This is a genomic window from Maridesulfovibrio salinus, from assembly GCF_055394525.1.
In genome coordinates, this window is the sequence record NZ_AP042461.1 from 348568 (window position 1) to 366383 (window position 17816).

Consider the following 17816-nt stretch of genomic DNA (forward strand, 5'->3'; position numbering starts at 1 on the left):
TGAAACCACTGAAAATGAATTCATACAGCCCCGTCCGGAATATCCACTCCGGGCGGGGCTTTGCATAAGTGAAAAGAAAAGTGATCTGGAATAAAGTCAAACTTGATATTGAAGGGGAAACTGTCAACGCCATTGCTCCGGTCATAATATCCGCAAGTCAGGCAACAGATATCCCGGCCTTTCACGGACAATGGCTCATGAACAGGCTTCAAGCCGGTCATGTCGTCTGGATCAATCCATTCAGTGGCCGGAAGAGCCATATCAGCTTTGAAAAAGCAGGGGCATTTGTATTCTGGACAAAAAATCCCCGGCCTTTCTTCAGGCATATGGACGAATTCGATAAACTGGGAATCGACTACTATTTCCAGTACACTTTGAATGATTACGAAGACGAAAGACTCGAGCCCTGCCTACCCTCTCTGGACTCAAGGATATCAGCCTTCAAAGAGCTTTCCGGGCGCATAGGCAGGAACAGGGTCATCTGGAGATTCGACCCCATTGTGCTTGGGGCAGGGGTCAGCGCGAACAGCATTCTTCTCAAGATCAAGCACATCGGCGACCAGATTGCACCATTCACTGAGAAAATGGTTTTCAGCTTTGTGGACATTGCAAGATACAGAAAGGTCCAGAGAACAATGGCCCGTACAGGGAAACAAATCAGTGAGCCGGGCCGTGATCAAATGCTCGAACTGGGACGCTCCATCGCTAATCTATGTCGCAAATGGGGAATTACCCCCGCAACCTGCGCTGAAGCCATTGACCTCTCTCCTCTGGGCATAGGTCATAACAAATGCATTGATGATAAACTGCTGATACGCATCTGTGGCGATAACAATCTCAGGCTTAAATCGTTTCTTGAGCGCTACACCGAAAAACAGCTTTCACTGACCGGTGGAGAAAGTGTCTCCCTGCCTAAAGACAAAGGCAAACAGCCGGGCTGCGCCTGCGCGGTAAGCAAGGACATAGGCATGTACAGCACTTGCGGACACATGTGTGTCTACTGTTATGCAAATACTTCGGAGGAAATAGTGAGACGGAATCTGGCCCGAAAGAACAACCACTCGGAAACGATTGTACCTTTATGATTCCGGATGCTTAAAATACAAATTCAGCTTCCCCCCTGCGGTTGAAGCTGAATTTGATTACATAACAAAAATCAAGACTAATCCATCTCACGGTCACGCAAACCGATCAGATAAAGGATGGAATCCAGCCCGAAATGAGAAATGGATTGGCGAGCATCTTTTTTCACTTTCGGCTTGGCGTGGAAGGCAATCCCCAGTCCGGCAATAGAAAGCATGGGCAGATCATTGGCTCCGTCACCTACTGCAATGGCCTGCTGCAGGCTTATCTGTTCCTTTTCAGCGATCTTGCGCAGCAGTTCCGCTTTTTTGGCTCCGTCCACAATATCGCCTATCACGCCTCCGGTGAGCTTGCCGTCTTTAATTTCAAGACGGTTGGCATAAACATAATCCACACCCAGATGCTCCTGCAACTTCTCACCAAAGTAGGTAAAACCACCTGAGATAATTGCTGTTTTATACCCAAACTTTTTGAGATTCGAGATGAGGCGCTCCGCACCTTCGGTAATCGGCAGTTTACGGGCAATATCTTCCATAACCGACTCATCCAATCCCTTGAGGGTTGCCAGACGCTGACGAAGACTTTCCTGAAAGTCGATCTCCCCGCGCATGGCCGACTCGGTTATGGAGCTTACCATTTCTCCGGACCCGGCAGCTTTGGCAAGTTCATCTATAACCTCGGCCTGAATCAGCGTGGAGTCCATGTCAAAAGCCACAAGCCTGCGGTTGCGGCGAAAAACATTGTCTTCCTGAAGGGCTATATCCACCTGCTCTTCTGTTGCCATGGTCAGAAAACTGGCCCGCATAAGATCGAGATCCTTGGGGGTTCCACGAACTGAAAATTCAATACAGGAATGACGAGGAGCCGGTTCACCTTCCATGGGGATCCTCCCCGAAAGACGATGAATCATGTCAATATTGAGATCGTTTTCCGCAATTATATTTGCGACTTTGGAAATAGCCGATCCGCTTGCCTTGCGCCCCACCAGGGTAACAATATGTCTGGGTTTGCCTTGAGCGTTGACCCAATCCATGTAGTTATCCCCTTTGATCGGCCGGAACTTGACCTTGACCCCCATCTCGTACCCTCTGAACATTATGTCCTTGAGTACGGGGGCAGACTCCGCTTCTCTGGGAATACGAATAAGAACGCCCAGCACAAGCTGGTTGTGAATTACACTCTGGCCGATATCAAGAATATCGATGCCATAACCCGCCAGAACACCTGTAAGGGAAGAGGTCAGACCGGGTTTATCCTCGCCGGAAATTTGAATGAGAATGATTTGAGGCATGTTTTTTTCCGTAATAGTAGATATGATGGCGGACTTTGGCATAAAATTCATGTACAGTAAACATTGAAACCTACCAGACAAAAAATGTTATTCACCTTGCTCCTTTTTGCCCAGCACCGTATGATACAGCATCTCATATTATAAGGGTTTAATTATGGCAGACCACAAAAAAAATGCAGATGTTTACTCTTTTGAGCCCACGGGGATGCTTGGGGAAGGATTTCATATTACCGCTGAACCCACCCCTGAACGCATGCTCTCTATCCAACGGCGCATCCATGAAAAGATGGATGACTACAAGGACTACAGTTTTTCAGCCACTGAAAAACGGGCACTTATGATCTTTTTTGACCTGGCCCAGGAATTCGACACACTTGAAGAATTCTTCACAGTATGCACAGCTGTTCCTAAATTCCTCTTTGATCTGGAATGCCGTCTTTATCTGGCCATCGGCCCCGATGAATTTGTCCCGGTCGGGAGAACCGAAGAAAATGGGCCTATCTGCAGTTCAGTCCCGCTGGAAAAAACTTTTCGGGCGCGCCACCTGTTCATTCCGATTCGTGGCAATATCGAGCTTGTGGACCAGTTGCCGTTCAAGCCCGCAGGAGATGTTATCGGCTGCTTCGAACTGTACAGGATAGACAACCTATCGGCGCACCAGTCCCTTTTTTTTGAAAAATTCATCAACAGAGTCGGATTTCAGCTTCATAACAAACTGCTGCGCCGCAAGGGACAGGAGCATCTTGATTTTGTCCGAAATCTGGTCAAAGACGTCGGGCATAATGTTATTGTTCCCAACATGTACTTCAAGCTGTTTTACAACCGACTGCGAGACAGAATAGAAAATTTAAGACGCCTTGAAGACAGCCTTGAAATGAAGGATAAGTCCGAGATTCGAAATGATCTTCAAGAGCTATACACAGGCCTTGTTTCACAGTTCAATGAGATTCATACGCATTATGAACAGACCAGCCTTTTTCTGGAAACACTTCTAAGACGCCAGCATTTTGAAGAAGGGCGCTACATAGTTGAAAAACGCCCCTGCAACCTTCTCAAGCAGATTATCGAGCCTCAACTTGACAGATACCGTTCCAGGTTCGAAGAACGCGGCATACGGCTGGACATGAGTATGGGTGGAGTCCCGGACCAGGAAGTACGCATTGTTGCGGACGTAGGACTTATATCACAGGTCTACGCCAACCTCTTTTCAAATGCGGTTAAATATACTCGTGAAGCATGCATGCCGGATGGCAGACGTGACAAATTCACCGCTTACGGGTGGCAGATGGTTAACAATTACTTCAACAACGGCTGGGATGGATTGAAACTCAATGTGTTCACCACCGGGCCGCATTTATCCGAAGAAGACCGGGACAAACTCTTTCAGGCGGGATTTCGCAGTGCGAATGTAGGAAATGAATATGGCTCCGGACATGGACTGTTCTTTGTAAGGCAGGTTGTTGAGCTTCACGGCGGCGAGGTTGGATATGAGCCCCACAAAGGCGGAAACAACTTTTATTTCATACTGCCTTTCGGTGATATGTAAGAACATTGCCTGTGTTTTTTCTTGTAGAGAGTTATAAGAAAATAGATTATCAACGACCCGCATTAAATAACTGGAAAATAAAATAATAAAACCATTTTTAGATATCAGGCCAAATTAGTTCAGCAAAACAATTCGAATTGCCTCTTGTTTTTATATATTGAAAAAATCATATGAAACAGAGAGTGAATATTCAAGCAGCTTAATAACAGCAACCTATTGCAGCAACCTATTTTATATTAAATTGCTACAACATCCAAGCTTATGATTAGAAAACAACACTAAAATAATTTACAGAACTTGCATTGTCAGTGTTGTTTTACATTAATCTCATGCAGCGTATAAATTCTTTGCTACTTTTAAAATTCGTGGTAACGCTGTATTTAGTTTAGTATTATCAAGACCTTTTTTGTAGGAAATTAATCATAGACTTTCCTGCATAGATCTACTCTCTATTATGCAGATTCATATCTTTTTATTTTTATATTGCTTCGCAGGAGGTAAGTGGCGTGTCAAAGTGGTTCGATGAAAGTTTGGAAAGAATAAAAAAAGCTACAGGCACCAGAACTCAGGTCCAGCTTGCAGAGATTCTGAATATACGACAGTCCAGTATTTCAGACGCCAAACGCAGGAGCTCAATTCCTGCTGAATGGTATATCAAGCTGTACAGGACTCATGGTCTGAACCCTGAGTGGCTGTCTGACGGCATTGAACCGGTGTATCTCAAGCCGGGTAAAGGTAAAATTTCTGCAGACACAATCCTCAGCGAAACAACTGCTCAATACGGTCAGGTTCAGTCAAGAGGAAGAATAGTACCTGTTTCTTCAATGGCCGGCGAAGATGTAAGCGCAGAACAATGGAAACCACAACAGGTTGCAGAACTCAACATTCCCGAAACATTTTACAGATCTTCCCTCGTAGTTCTCAAGGTTGAAGGGACCTCCATGGAACCGGCCATCCGCCGCGATGCATTTGCCGGGATCGATGACTCCCAAAAAAGACTCATGGCCGGGGATATTTACGCTGTCCATGTTCCCCATCAGGGAGTGGTTATCCGCAGAGTATTTTTCGATCCCGAGAACTCACGATTCATCCTTCGCCCAGAAGACCCACAGCACCCTGAACAGTATATTGCAGTAGAAGATCAGGAAAAATTCGTTGTTGGAAGAGTTGTCTGGGTAATGCAGGAAATATAGACATTACTGCATTCTAAAGTATTCTAGAGCCCGCCTTTATGGTGGGCCTTTTTTTTTAATAGAGTGATATTTTTTTCACGTGCCTTGACTGTATCGCGGGTAATTGCTCATATCGCTCCGCCAGAACAGAGGCCTGTATAAAACCGCTTCCGCCTCTATCTTTACAGAAGAACGATAGTTAAATGAGGTAAACCAATGAAAAAAGTAACCGCCCCGACCATAACTGCCCTGAAAGGACAGCGTAAAATATCCATGGTAACCGCCTACGACTACCCTTCCGGCCAGATCGCCGATGAAGCCGGAGTTGATATGATTCTGGTGGGAGACTCTTTAGGCATGGTGGTTCTGGGATATGAAGACACTCTTTCTGTGACCATGGACGACATGCTGCACCACACTGCAGCCGTTTCGCGTGGAGCTACCAGACCTTTGATTGTCGGAGACATGCCTTTCATGGCCTATCAGCCTTCAATCCAGATGGCTGTAGAAAATGCGGGAAAATTTCTGAGCCGGACCGGTGCGCGTGCGGTTAAGCTTGAAGGCGGGTTCCCCTTTCTCGACCACGTCAAAGCAATTACTGATTCCGGAATCCCGGTTCAGGGGCACATAGGTCTCACCCCGCAGCATGTAGCCCGCTTCGGAGGGTTCAAAGCTCAGGGCAAGAACGCAAGGTCCGCGGCGGCTCTTGTGGAGGAAGCTCTGGCGCTGGAAGCAGCAGGATGCTTCTCCATTGTTCTTGAGGCAGTTCCTGATGAAGTCGCAACAGAAATCACAAACCGCCTGTCAATACCAACCATAGGAATCGGAGCTGGCCCCAACACAGACGGGCAGGTACTGGTTTACCACGACATTCTCGGCCTTTTTGACCGCTTTGTGCCAATGTTTGTAAAAAAATATGCACAACTGCGCGGAGACTGTATCAATGCAATCAAAACGTATGTTGATGAAGTTGAAAAAGGCGCATTTCCGTCTTCAAACAATTACAGCAAGATGGATAGCGATGAATTGAAGCAGTTTATAGCCCTTCTCCAGGAACGCATCTAAAAACAAAAAATATTGCACACTCTTTCGAGGCCTTCGGAAACTTTCGAAGGCCTTTTTATTATACAATCGAATCTGCATTTTCATGTCCATAATTCCGGCTGAATTCCTTCTTCTTATACCTGTAACCGGAATCAGCAAAAACCTTGCACCCTTTAACCCCAAAGGTTAATCTTGTCTGCAAAAAGAAGATTCTATGGAGGCTTTCATGAAAAAGGCGATTCTGGCTCTTATTATGACTCTTCTCTGGGCTCCGTCTGTCCATTCCCAGCAAATCGGTTTCGCAAACAACGCTGATGAAATTCTAAATATGCTGACCGAGGATAAAGGGCGTGCCTTTCTGCAGATTGAATTTGAAGTTAATTCCGCCAGAATAGACCGAAAAAAACTTATCCTCCTTGATGCTCTTGGTGAGGCCCTGACTTCCGGAGAAGGAAAGCATATGCAGATCACACTTGTAGGACACACAGATTCCTCCGGTGCTGATGAATACAACCGCAAATTGAGTCTGGACCGGGCCATATCAGTCAAAAACTATCTTGTCGAAACCTACAATCTCTCTCCTTCAAGAATAACCGCTCAAGGTATGGGAGAGAAGAGCCCCATAGCCCCGAACAACACCTCCCAAGGCAGAGCTCTTAACCGGAGGGTTGAAGTCATCAATACCTCCAGTAAATCTCCGGAAATTAAGGGACCTGCAGATGTAGGAAACAGCCTTTTTCAATAGTGTTCCGGCAAGAGCTTCTTTATCCTTTAATCATTTGATTGACTTTTACTAATCAAATGATTAACAACCCTCCCATGACAAAACGAGAAAAAATATTCAATGCAGGGGCACTGCTTTTCGCTCAACGTTCTTTCAACTCGGTCGGGATACGCGATATCGCCACTGAAGCAGAAGTCAACAGTGCAATGATTTCCTATTACTTCGGGGGCAAAACAGGACTGCTCAAAGATATTTTTTCCACTTTCTGTGAACGGGTTATTGATGTGGTCAAAGTTTCTATGGAGATGTCAGCCGACCATTATGAACTTGTGGACCGCAACATTGAAATGTTCATCAATGATGCACGCGAAAACCGCAATATCTATCTTGTGGGCCTGCGGGAACTCAATCATGACAGCCCTGAACTGCAGGAAATGCGCGATAATCTCTACTCCACCTGCTGGGGTATCTTTGCCGCTTTTCTGGAACGAACCGGGGCTAAACATGATCAATCCGAAGATATAAAGGATATTACCTTTACCGCTGTGCTGGGAACGATCTTTTCCGATTACCTTCTTGGTGGTGGGGCCTACATTGATGACGACATAAAAGTTGATCAATACAAGAAAGTTGTCGCCAGTCTTTTGAAACACGGCAGTCCCGCACTCTGGAAGTAATTTTTTTTAACTTTAAACTAATCAACTGATTGATTAGTTTAAATAATACACTTGGAGGACACAATGCGGACCAAATTATTCCTCTTTATATTCACTGCAATTATCATCGTTGCCGGATGTAAGAAAGAAGAGCAGGTAAAACAGCCTGTACGCCCGGTAAGAGTCATGGAGATTACTGACAGGAATGACCCTGAACTGCGCACATTCCCGGGAAAAGTGAAAGCGACCCGGGAAGCGACACTGGCTTTCAGGGTTGCCGGCCAAATTGAAAAATTTCTGGTGAAAGAAGGAGACTCTGTCAGAAAAGGACAAGTCATTGCAGTTCTGGATCAGAGAGATTTTCAGGCAGCTGTTGCAGACCTTGAAGCAAAGCTTCGCGGTGCCAAATCTGTGATGAAAGAAGCCGGACTCAACTTTGAACGCAACAAAAAACTCCTGGATTCAGACACTATCGCGCAATCGGCATTTGATGCCGCCCAAAGCTCATTCGAAACCAGCAGAGCCAATGTGAACTCACTGATTCAGGAATTGCGCAGAGCGAAACTCAATCTTCAATACACTCGCCTATCTGCACCCTTCAGCGGAACCATTGCAGTCAAATCCGTTGACAACCATGAATTTGTTCAGGCCAAGGAACCCATTGTCCAGCTTGAAGATACTTCGGCCCTTGATGTTGTTGTGGATATTCCTGAAAAAGTCTGGGTCCGTGGATTCAGCATGAAGGATTCTGATAAGATCAACTCCCATGCACGATTCGAGACCTATCCCGGAAAACAGTTCAAACTGGCAATCAAAGAGTTTCAAACCAAAGCCAGCGCTGAAACTCAGACTTATGAAGTAACACTCAAAATGCATAACCCGAGCGGACTAAACATTCACCCGGGCATGACTGCTGAAGTTGTAGCTACTCTCCCGGAAAAAGCAGATAAGACTTCTGTCTCTCTGCCCATATCGGCGGTAGTAGGTTACCCGGACCGGAACAAATTTGTATGGATATACAAGGATGGAAAAGTACAGAAAAGGACTGTTGAGATCGGCCGGATAACAAACAACCGTTTCGAAGTACACAAAGGTGTCAGTCCGGGAGAAATGGTTGTCGTTGCCGGAGCACACTATCTTCGTGAGGGGCAGGAAGTTAAAATACTCAAGGGCAGGATCGGAGGCAGGGGATGAGTCTTGCAAGACTGACCATTGAAAAGAAAACTATTTCTGTGGTCCTGACCATTGTTTTCCTGTTCGGGGGAATTAAGGCATTTCTGGATATGCCACGGCTCGAAGACCCGGAGTTCACCATCAAGGAGGCCCTTGTTATTACATCCTACCCCGGCGCGAATCCTTCCGAGGTAGCCGACGAGGTCACTGATGTAATAGAAAGCGCGGCCCAGCAGCTCAAACAACTCAAAAAGGTTACATCTATTTCCAACCGGGGACAGTCAATTGTAACAGTTGAAGTACAGGATAAATTCGACAAAGACACCCTGCCCCAGGTCTGGGATGAACTGCGCCGCAAGGTCAGTGATTCCCGAGCCTCCCTCCCCCCGGGAGCAGGCCCCCCTGTGGTTGTAGACGACTTCAGCGATGTATACGGAATACTGCTCTCCATAACAGGAGACGGATACTCAAGACAGGATCTGCAGGACTATGCGAGTTTTCTGCGCAAGCAGCTGCTGCTGGTTGATAATGTGGCCAAGATAACAGTCTGGGGAGAACAGCAGGAGACAGTATTTGTCGAAATATCCCGAGCGCGCATGTCTCAATTGGGAGTTTCACTGGAGTCTGTGTATCAGACCCTTTCAAGCCGTAACCTTGTGGTTGAATCCGGAAATGTGAAAGTGGGCCGCGAGTACATAGAAATATCACCTTCAGGAGGTATCGAGTCGGTCGAAGATCTCGGGGATCTTTTCATCCGTGACGGAACAGGAAAGCTGGTCCCCCTGAAAGACGTTGCCGAAATTCACCGGGGATACCAGAGCCCTCCCTCCCAGTTGATGAGCTTTAACGGCCGTGATGCCGTGGCCATTGGGATAGCAATGAATCCTTCGGGAAACGTTGTTGAACTAGGGAATGCAATCGACAACAAATTGATGGAACTGGAAGCACAGACACCGGTAGGCATAGATGTGGCCCCGGTTTATTATCAACCGTCAAGGGTGGACAATGCCGTAAATTCCTTTGTGCTCAACCTCGGTGAAGCCGTAGCAATCGTCATTATAGTTCTGCTGCTGTTCATGGGCATGCAGTCCGGGCTTCTGATCGGCGCAATTCTGCTCATAACCATATGCAGTTCATTCATTTTCATCCAGATGGCCGGGGTCGCTCTTGAGCGCATTTCCCTTGGCGCACTGATAATCGCTCTTGGTATGCTGGTGGATAATGCGATCGTAGTAATTGAAGGCATACTCGTACGCTACCAGCAGGGTAAAGACCGCATTGAAGCTGCGGTAGAAGTTGTTGAACAGAGTAAATGGCCGCTGCTGGGAGGCACGATAATCGCCATCATGGCTTTTGCCGGAATCGGCTTCAGTCCCGACAGCGTAGGAGAATTCTGCCGATCACTGTTCATAGTTCTGTTCATCTCCCTTTCAATGAGCTGGATTACCGCGGTAACCATCACCCCTCTTTTCTGTGAAATGTTCCTGCGGCCCAAAATCAGTGAGTCCAGCGATCCTTATAAGGGCATAGTTTTCAGAATCTATAAAACGGTCCTTGAATTCTGCCTGCGCAAAAAAACTATAACCCTTGCCACTCTGGCGATTCTGCTGATCGCATCATTTTACGGATTCGGTTTCGTCAAGCAGAGCTTCTTTCCTGATTCTACACAGCCCAGATTCTTTATCCATTACTGGCTGCCGCAAGGAACGGACATCCGTGCAACGGCAAACGATGTCAACGAAATCACCCGGACTATTCTTGAAGATGATCAGGTTGAAAACGTTACTTCCTTTGTAGGACAGGGCGCCCCACGATTTATCCTGACCTACGCCCCAGAGAAGACAGCCTCTTCATACGGCATGATTCTGGTGGAGGTTAAAGACTACAGCACCGTGGATGAAATTTTGGGCCGCTACAAGGCTAAAGTTAACGCAAACTACCCCGATGCGGAAGCCAAGTTCAAAAAATTCAAGTTAGGTCCCGGACGTGAAGCGTCCATCGAAGTCCGTTTCAGCGGACCTGACACAGGAGTTCTTCGAGACCTGTCCCGTCAGGCTCAGGCAATCATGCGAGACACTGGTAAAGCGGAATCCATACGGGATGACTGGAGACAGGATGTAAAGATCATCAGTCCGGTAATCATGGAGGCACAGGCTAAAATCGCAGGCATCACCCGTCCCGACCTTGCAAAAGCCATGAACATGTTCTTCAGCGGGACCAATGTCGGAGTCTACCGTGAAGGAGACAAGCTGCTGCCTATTGTTGTCCGACCTCCGGACAAGGAAAGACTGGACGTTCAACAGATAGGAGATGTCCAGATATTCAGCCCCATAGCCGGAAGAATGATTCCGGTAGAGGAAGTTGTTTCCGGATTCAAGACAGTGATTGAACCGGGCAAGCTCAAAACGCGCAACAGGCTGCTCACTATCACTGCTTCCTGCGAACCTGTAAGCGGGCTTCCCTCCGTCCTTTTCAAGGAACTCAGACCACAGATTGAAGCAATGCAGATTCCCTCGGGATATATCATGGAATGGGGTGGAGAGTTTGAGGACTCGCGTGATGCCCAGACCAGTCTGGCTGGATGTCTGGCAATACCGTTTCTGATTATGATTCTGGCGACTGTAATGCTCTTCAACAATCTGCGAATCCCGGCCATAATCTGGCTCACCGTCCCCCTCTCGATAATAGGGGTGACTCTGGGGCTGCTGTCGACAGGTGAACCTTTCGGTTTTATGGCTCTGCTGGGTTTTCTTTCGCTATCAGGCATGCTCATCAAGAACGCGGTTGTCCTGCTTGACCAGATCAATCTGGATCTGGCGGATGGCAAAGAGCCATACCGTGCTGTTGTTGATTCCGCCTTAAGCCGCATCCGCCCGGTAGCAATGGCTGCACTAACGACTATTCTAGGAATGCTGCCGCTGGTAACAGATGCCTTCTTTTCCGCCATGGCTGTAACAATCATGGCAGGCTTGGCCTTTGCCACCCTGCTCACCCTGCTGGTGGTTCCGGTACTTTATGCTTTATTTTATAAAGTGAAAAATCCGACTTAAATCATCAGACTTTTGAAAACGTATCAGGCTCTAACGCGATGAAAAGGACTGGAACGAAGCGAACACACAACACGCTAGTTTCAGTCCTTTTAGCTGCCTGGCACAGAGAAAAATTTTGGTTGCTCATACATTATCAAGACAATTTGAGAAACAAGTGCTGCTTTATCAGTAATATCAAAACCCCTGATATCAGTTATGACATCAGGGGTTTTAATTAGCAGAAAGTTTTAAGAATAAGAATCAACTAGAACAAGTGCTGAATGCCTCTTCAAAAATGACTCTGAATTGTTCTAGCTCCAAATAACTGCCGCTCCTCTCCTCAGACATCAGAGCCTGTAGAAATACAGCAAACCTTAAAATCTCCTAAAATAACTAAGACTATCAACCATAAAGCCCATCAACCAAATCCAAAGCAGCCAGAACAGCCTTGTCCATGTCGTAATATTTATACCGCCCGAGCCTACCCGCAAAATGAACATTATCCAGCTTTTCCATTTCCTGCCGGTACAGTTCCAGTCGTTTGCGGTCTGTTGCTGTATTAACCGGGTAATACGGCTCATCTCCCTGATTCCATTTCATGGAATATTCCCGTGCAATCAGTGTCCTGCCGCTGGTATTCTCCCGTTCAGGATGCAGGTGCCGGTATTCATGAATTCTTGTGTAAGGAACCTCAATATCGGCATAATTCATGACCGAAGTTCCCTGATAATCAGCTACTTCCTTAACTTCATATTCAAAAATTAATGATCTCCAACTGAGTTCTCCGTGACGATAGTCGAAAAATCTGTCCACCGGACCGGTATAGTAGACAACACATTCATGCGACATATCGGCCCTGATATCAAAAAAATCAGTTTCAAGCCGAACATCGATCAATTCATGATCCAAAATCCTTTCAAACATTCTGGTGTAACCGTCCCACGGTAACCCCTGATAGCGATCCGTGAAGTAGTCACATTCATAACCATGCCTGAAAGGCAGCCGGGTTATGATCTCCGCCGGAAGTTCCCGGGGATCACACTCCCATTGTTTTAGCGTGTACCCTTTGACAAAAGCCTCGTATAATTCGCGGCCTATAAGGCTGATGGCTTTTTCCTCAAGATTCCGGGGAGTGATTATGTTTTCCTCTGCACTTTTACGGCGGATAAAATCCTCAACCTCATGCGGGCGGAGACTGAGACCAAAAAAAGAATTAATGGTCTGAAGATTCACCGGCATGTGATAGGTACGTCCCTGATAAGTGGTGACGACCTTATGCCGGTAGCTGTTGAATTCCGTGAACCGATTCAGAAAGTCCCACACCCTTTTCTCGGTAGTATGAAAAATATGAGTGCCGTAACTGTGGACTTCTACTCCGCTCTGAGGATCTATATGACTGTGGCAATTCCCACCGATATGCTCACGACGGTCTATTACCAGAACTCTCTCTCCCAGATCTTCAGCAATACGTCTGGCAATGGTGCATCCGGTTATTCCGGCTCCTGCGATCACGTGCTTATAGTCGAATTCGGCCATCAATGCCTCCGTGGGCTTCGCTATTAGTCAAAAGGAAGTAGTAGGGACGTTTGTAACCGGCTTTCACTCCGGCAATCTTAAAAACGGCTGCAAAGCTCAGGATACTCCAAGGACCTGCCACAATTTTTCAGATGCAGTCTTAAGTGAGAACTTAGTGACAACCTTTTCGCGGGCTGCGTTCCGCATTCTCTCCCGCAAATCCGCATCTGATTTGAGCATACTTATCTTCTCATGCCACTGCTCCGGAGAACTTACCAGAAAGCCGTCTATGCCGTCTTCGATAATCTCCTTGTTGAAGCCGACGGAAGAAGCAACCGGAACCGCTCCGCAGGCCATATACTGCAAAAGCTTGAACCCGCATTTCCCCCTTGTGTATTCGTCATCAGTAAGGGGCATCAGTCCGATATCAATGGATTGCAGTTGCTCCACCTCCCGCTCACCACTCCAGTCTTCGTAGCGGACCAAATCAGCTCCCCGGCCTCGATACTCCTTGTTTGAAATGATCAACGCCGGATCGGATTCAAGGGCAGGCCGTAATCCCTGCAGCACATCATCAATGAAAAACAGATTACTGGATGTTCCCATCCACCCCACCTGTGAACGGTTGCGGTCAAAAATACCGGGCACATATTTATCCGTATCAAGAGGTGTCGGGATTATGCTTATTTCCTTCGCACACCCCGAGACCCTATCAGCAAGATATGTATTTCCGGCAATCACAGTATCAACCTGTGCACATTGCCGGGTCAGCCGCTTGCTGTCCTTTGCGGATCTGGCATCCCTTTTCGGCCCGGGTTTCGTGCTTGGGTGGTATGTCCATAGGGCATCATCAAAATCAAAAACAAGCTTTCCGCACTTACGTCTCAAAAGGACAGGCTCAAAAGATGAAAACAATTTTTTCTGAATTACAATTGCATCATATCTGCCAAGCCCGGCAAAAAATTTTAAACGCTTGAAGAATGATTTCGGAATACGCCGGGCAGTGACATTCCAGCCTTTAGCCTGCCCTATTTCCACATAAGGAAGCACTCTGAAACGGACACTGGGCAGATCATCCCCTGACTGGGCTAAAAATATAATTCTGGGATTTTTGGTCATTCAATTAAAATAATATTTAAGTTCAGGAAGTTATAAAAGATGGATAATATAAAATAACCCCGAAAGGGCTCTTCCCTAACTGATTACATTACCAGATCTTTTTCGGCAAGACGCTCAGCATTACAATTTTAGATATTTATTTCAGATGCTTATAACAACAAAAACACGTCTTATTTTCCTCGGCGTCAGACTAAATATCCGGCAGATCCGGCCGATATGAAAATTAACAACACAATCATCAACGTTGAAAATTACTCCGGGAGGGGAGATGGCTTTCGACAAAAATAAACACAAAGGAATATGGCTATCCTGCACAACGGGAGCATTTGAAGATGAAACCTCCGAAAATCAGGATCAGGACGAAAAGAAGGAACGTCTCAATAAACTTCGCGCGCAGATTCAAAGCGGAAAATACCGCCCGTCCATAGGAGAGATAGCCATAAATCTGGTTAAAGGCAAAATGGCCCCTGAAAGTTTTCACTGAAACTGAAGAAAACTACGTCCACGAACAATTTAACATCAATCCTCTTTACCTTCGGTCAACATATAATTAGACTCCCGGGTCTGACACCGGAGGTATAATGTTTGTTGTAATCAATGTGGATGATCTTGGGCTGCATCCTGCAGTGCGCAGGGCCGTGGATGAACTGGCCGGACAAGGGGTAGTAACCTCCTCCACCGTGCTTGCCAACGGGCCGGACATATCCGAATCTGTGCTGCTTCAGGATAAGCATGAAGGCCGCCTCGGACTCGGGGCTCACCTTAACCTTCTGCGTGGAAAACCCATATCCAATCCCGACCATATCCCCAGTCTTGTGGATGATGACGGTCTTCTTTTCGGAAACTACACATCCCTGCTGTTGCGCTACATAACAGGACGCATCAGTCTGGCCGAGGTTGAAACCGAATGGTCCGCCCAGATTGAGTACCTCCTTGATCATAACATAAGACTTACCCACTTCGATAGCGAGAAACATATCCATGCCTGGCCCGGGCTCTATAATCTGGCTGCCAGACTAGCATACAGATACGGTGTTAAATGGATGCGCAGACCTTTTGAGCACACCCCGATGAACCGCTTTGATAAAAGCATGCTGAGAACCAGATTTCTGCAGCTTTGTCTTGCTGGCAGCTTTCCCCCGGAAGATCCAAAAACAGCAGGCTGTGTATGGGGTATCGGTGATCAGAAAGAACAACTGCGCCCGGAACTTTTTGCTCAGTATGTCGAGAAATACAATCCAGATATAGTAGAGATTGTTTGCCATCCCGGACAGCCGGACAATATGGACGGTCCACTGCCTTCCGAATTCGGCCCCATGCGGGTCGAAGCCCAATGGCAGGAGGAGTACAGATCACTGTCAAACAATGGATGGCTGAATACATTTGAAAAAATCGGGGCAACTCCCGTCAATTACGGACAGCTTGATCCCCTCAGCGGAGATATAAAATAATGCAAGAGAATAAACATCAGGAAATTGAAGTCAGCATCGTAACCCCGATGCATAATGAGGAAGGCTGCGTGCGTGAATTTCACAGCCGCATCAGTGCCGCCATGCAGGGAATGAATACCACTTATGAAATCCTGCTCGTAAATGACGGCTCCACAGACTGCACGGAAGATATAATCCGTGAGCTTTCTGTGAACGACCCTCATCTCAGGGGGATAATGCTTGCCCGAAACCGTGGTCAGTGCACTGCCATCTACGCGGGTATTCAGGAAAGCAAAGGCCACTATGTAGTAATCATGGATGGAGATCTTCAACACAAGCCGGAAGAAGTTCCTTCTCTTATCGAAGAGATACGCAAAGGCTATGATCTTGTTTCCGGCTGTCGTACAAACCGTGGCGAATCCATGATCAAACGCAAACTTCCCAGTAAAATCGCAAACTACCTCATGCGCGCTACCAGCGGCTGTCAGGTCAGAGATATGGGCGGACTGTCCGTTCTCAAAGGCAGACTCGCCCGCTCCATGACTCTCAGGGAAGGACAGCACAGGCTCATTCCCGCGCTTGTATACGCAATGGGCGGATCAACCTCGGAAGTGCCTATCTCAGCACCGCCACGCTTTGCAGGGGAAAGTCACTACGGACTCGCCCGTTCCATCGATGTTCTGTTCGATATTGTTATGCTCTGGTTTCAATCTTCATTCAAACAAAGGCCTATATATCTGTTTGGACGCATCAGTCTGCTGCTGTTTCTCGTCTCTTCACTGATCATGGTCTGGCTGCTTTATGAAAAAGTTTTTTTCGGTGTGCACATGGGAACCCGCCCGCCGTTCATGGGCTGCATTCTGCTTTACCTCAGTTCGCTGGGATTCATGTCCACCGGCTTTATTCTCGAATCACTGGCGAATACCTATGATGCAGTCATGGGGACCAAAACATACCAGATAAGAGAAGTTGTTTCACAAGGTCTTGCCGAGCGAACAAAAGATTAAGAGCCTCCGGCGGCTCTCCGGGAGCCCTTCGGGGACCAAAGACCCTTTTTTGAAAAAAAGGGCCTCTGGACTCTCCAAAAAACTTTTAATTGGCTGTCGCTACTCACAAGTTCAAATGCTCAGAATAAAAGCCCGCAATGTTTCATAATATTGCGGGCTTCATACATTATACTTATTGCCAAAGCAAAGAGGCGAAGCCCCTTTAAAAAAGTTTGGAAGAGTCCAGAGAAACCTTTTCAAAGGTTTCTCTGGTCCCCGAAGGGCCCTCGGAGAACAAAATAAATCTACTTTTCAGTTCCTGTTTGAGGCTTAACTTTCGGTGGGAACACCAGAAGAGTCACTCTGCGATTCTTTCGCTGATTTTCGGGAATGGCCTTCCCGTTTTCATCAGTATTGGGATACATGGGCTGTGTATCTGCCATGCCCATTACTTTTATCCTTTTTTTATTGAAACCGTGTTTAAGAAGATACCGCGCAACTGCACTGGCTCTTGCGGATGACAATTCCCAGTTGGAAGGGAACTGGCTGGACTTCATGGGGATATTATCTGAATGGCCTTCCACAACAATGTCATATGGTGACTTCGCGAGGGTCGGCACAATCTGTTCAAGAACTTTTATCGCCCCCGGAGTCAGATCCGCCTTACCGCTTCCAAAAAAGAAATTTCCTTTAAGTATAATAGCCACGGAATCAGGCCGCATTTTGATCTTCAGGGCATCAGTCTCACGCCCGACAAGACGGGACATTTCAAGCTGCATCTCAAAGATATTGCGCTGGTTCTGGCTGATGGACATGCGTGCGCTGCCGGTTGCAGCTTCTGGGTTACGCCCCTGAACATCCACCCCCATCGCCTGAGCCAGGGATTCGGATACTGATTTGTATTTATTCTGGTCCACATCAGCAATAGCCAGCATCAAGACAAAAAAGCAAAGCAAAAGAGTCATCATATCGGCAAGGGTCAAAGCCCAGCCACCCTCTTCTCCGCCACTTGAACGTTTCTTCAGTTGGAAATCGTCAGACATGATTT

The 17816-nt window shown here is 47.0% G+C and carries 15 protein-coding genes; 11 read left to right on the forward strand and 4 right to left on the reverse strand.

Translation table 11 applies throughout. The features are described from left to right. The first annotated feature begins 68 nt into the window (after positions 1–68). A complete protein-coding gene (locus ACZ5PW_RS01575; protein WP_464557418.1) occupies positions 69–1085 on the forward strand; it encodes a DUF1848 domain-containing protein in 1017 nt (338 codons plus the stop codon). Positions 1086–1162: 77 nt separating this feature from the next. Here ACZ5PW_RS01575 and serB read toward each other — a convergent pair whose 3' ends face one another. Then, positions 1163–2374, reverse strand: coding sequence for a phosphoserine phosphatase SerB (gene serB / locus ACZ5PW_RS01580; RefSeq protein ID WP_464557420.1), 1212 nt, complete (start codon positions 2372–2374; stop codon positions 1163–1165). A gap of 154 nt (positions 2375–2528) precedes the next feature. Here serB and ACZ5PW_RS01585 point away from each other — a divergent pair, with 154 nt between their 5' ends. The 7 genes from ACZ5PW_RS01585 (at position 2529) to ACZ5PW_RS01615 (ending at position 11739) form a co-directional block, all read left to right on the forward strand. Next, positions 2529–3920 carry a sensor histidine kinase gene (locus ACZ5PW_RS01585; protein ID WP_464557422.1) on the forward strand — a complete coding sequence of 464 codons (1392 nt, stop codon included), beginning with the start codon at positions 2529–2531 and terminating at the stop codon, positions 3918–3920. 506 nt (positions 3921–4426) lie between these two features. Next, complete coding sequence (locus ACZ5PW_RS01590) at positions 4427–5113, forward strand: LexA family transcriptional regulator (protein WP_464557424.1); 687 nt, start codon at positions 4427–4429, stop codon at positions 5111–5113. A 195-nt stretch (positions 5114–5308) separates the two neighbouring features. Next, positions 5309–6157, forward strand: a complete 849-nt coding sequence (panB, locus tag ACZ5PW_RS01595) for a 3-methyl-2-oxobutanoate hydroxymethyltransferase (protein ID WP_464557426.1) — start codon at positions 5309–5311, stop codon at positions 6155–6157. A gap of 205 nt (positions 6158–6362) precedes the next feature. Then, complete coding sequence (locus tag ACZ5PW_RS01600; RefSeq protein WP_464557427.1) at positions 6363–6881, forward strand: OmpA family protein; 519 nt, start codon at positions 6363–6365, stop codon at positions 6879–6881. A 74-nt stretch (positions 6882–6955) separates the two neighbouring features. Further along, positions 6956–7537, forward strand: a complete 582-nt coding sequence (locus tag ACZ5PW_RS01605) for a TetR family transcriptional regulator (protein WP_464557429.1) — start codon at positions 6956–6958, stop codon at positions 7535–7537. Positions 7538–7600: 63 nt separating this feature from the next. Next, positions 7601–8710: an efflux RND transporter periplasmic adaptor subunit gene (locus tag ACZ5PW_RS01610; RefSeq protein WP_464557431.1), complete on the forward strand. Its 1110-nt coding sequence runs from the start codon at positions 7601–7603 to the stop codon at positions 8708–8710. Next, positions 8707–11739, forward strand: coding sequence for an efflux RND transporter permease subunit (locus ACZ5PW_RS01615; protein WP_464557432.1), 3033 nt, complete (start codon positions 8707–8709; stop codon positions 11737–11739). Before ACZ5PW_RS01610 ends, ACZ5PW_RS01615 begins: the two co-directional genes overlap by 4 nt. A gap of 381 nt (positions 11740–12120) precedes the next feature. Here ACZ5PW_RS01615 and glf read toward each other — a convergent pair whose 3' ends face one another. Then, on the reverse strand, positions 12121–13254 hold the full coding sequence (glf, locus tag ACZ5PW_RS01620; protein ID WP_464557433.1) for a UDP-galactopyranose mutase: 1134 nt from the start codon (positions 13252–13254) through the stop codon (positions 12121–12123). Between the two features lie 96 nt (positions 13255–13350). After that, on the reverse strand, positions 13351–14352 hold the full coding sequence (locus ACZ5PW_RS01625; protein WP_464557435.1) for a glycosyltransferase family 4 protein: 1002 nt from the start codon (positions 14350–14352) through the stop codon (positions 13351–13353). A gap of 268 nt (positions 14353–14620) precedes the next feature. On the opposite strand from ACZ5PW_RS01625, the gene ACZ5PW_RS01630 reads away from it, so the two are divergent. The 3 genes from ACZ5PW_RS01630 (at position 14621) to ACZ5PW_RS01640 (ending at position 16789) form a co-directional block, all read left to right on the forward strand. Then, on the forward strand, positions 14621–14836 hold the full coding sequence (locus tag ACZ5PW_RS01630; RefSeq protein WP_464557437.1) for a flagellar biosynthesis anti-sigma factor FlgM: 216 nt from the start codon (positions 14621–14623) through the stop codon (positions 14834–14836). A gap of 97 nt (positions 14837–14933) precedes the next feature. Continuing rightward, positions 14934–15803: a ChbG/HpnK family deacetylase gene (locus ACZ5PW_RS01635; RefSeq protein ID WP_464557438.1), complete on the forward strand. Its 870-nt coding sequence runs from the start codon at positions 14934–14936 to the stop codon at positions 15801–15803. After that, complete coding sequence (locus tag ACZ5PW_RS01640; RefSeq protein ID WP_464557440.1) at positions 15803–16789, forward strand: glycosyltransferase family 2 protein; 987 nt, start codon at positions 15803–15805, stop codon at positions 16787–16789. The genes ACZ5PW_RS01635 and ACZ5PW_RS01640 overlap by 1 nt, the downstream gene beginning before the upstream one ends. 284 nt (positions 16790–17073) lie before the next feature. On the opposite strand, the gene ACZ5PW_RS01645 is transcribed toward ACZ5PW_RS01640, so the two are convergent. Continuing rightward, the gene (locus ACZ5PW_RS01645) at positions 17074–17811 is read right to left on the reverse strand and encodes an OmpA/MotB family protein (protein WP_464557441.1); all 738 of its coding nucleotides are present in this window, start codon (positions 17809–17811) and stop codon (positions 17074–17076) included. Between the last annotated feature and the right edge of the window lie 5 nt (positions 17812–17816).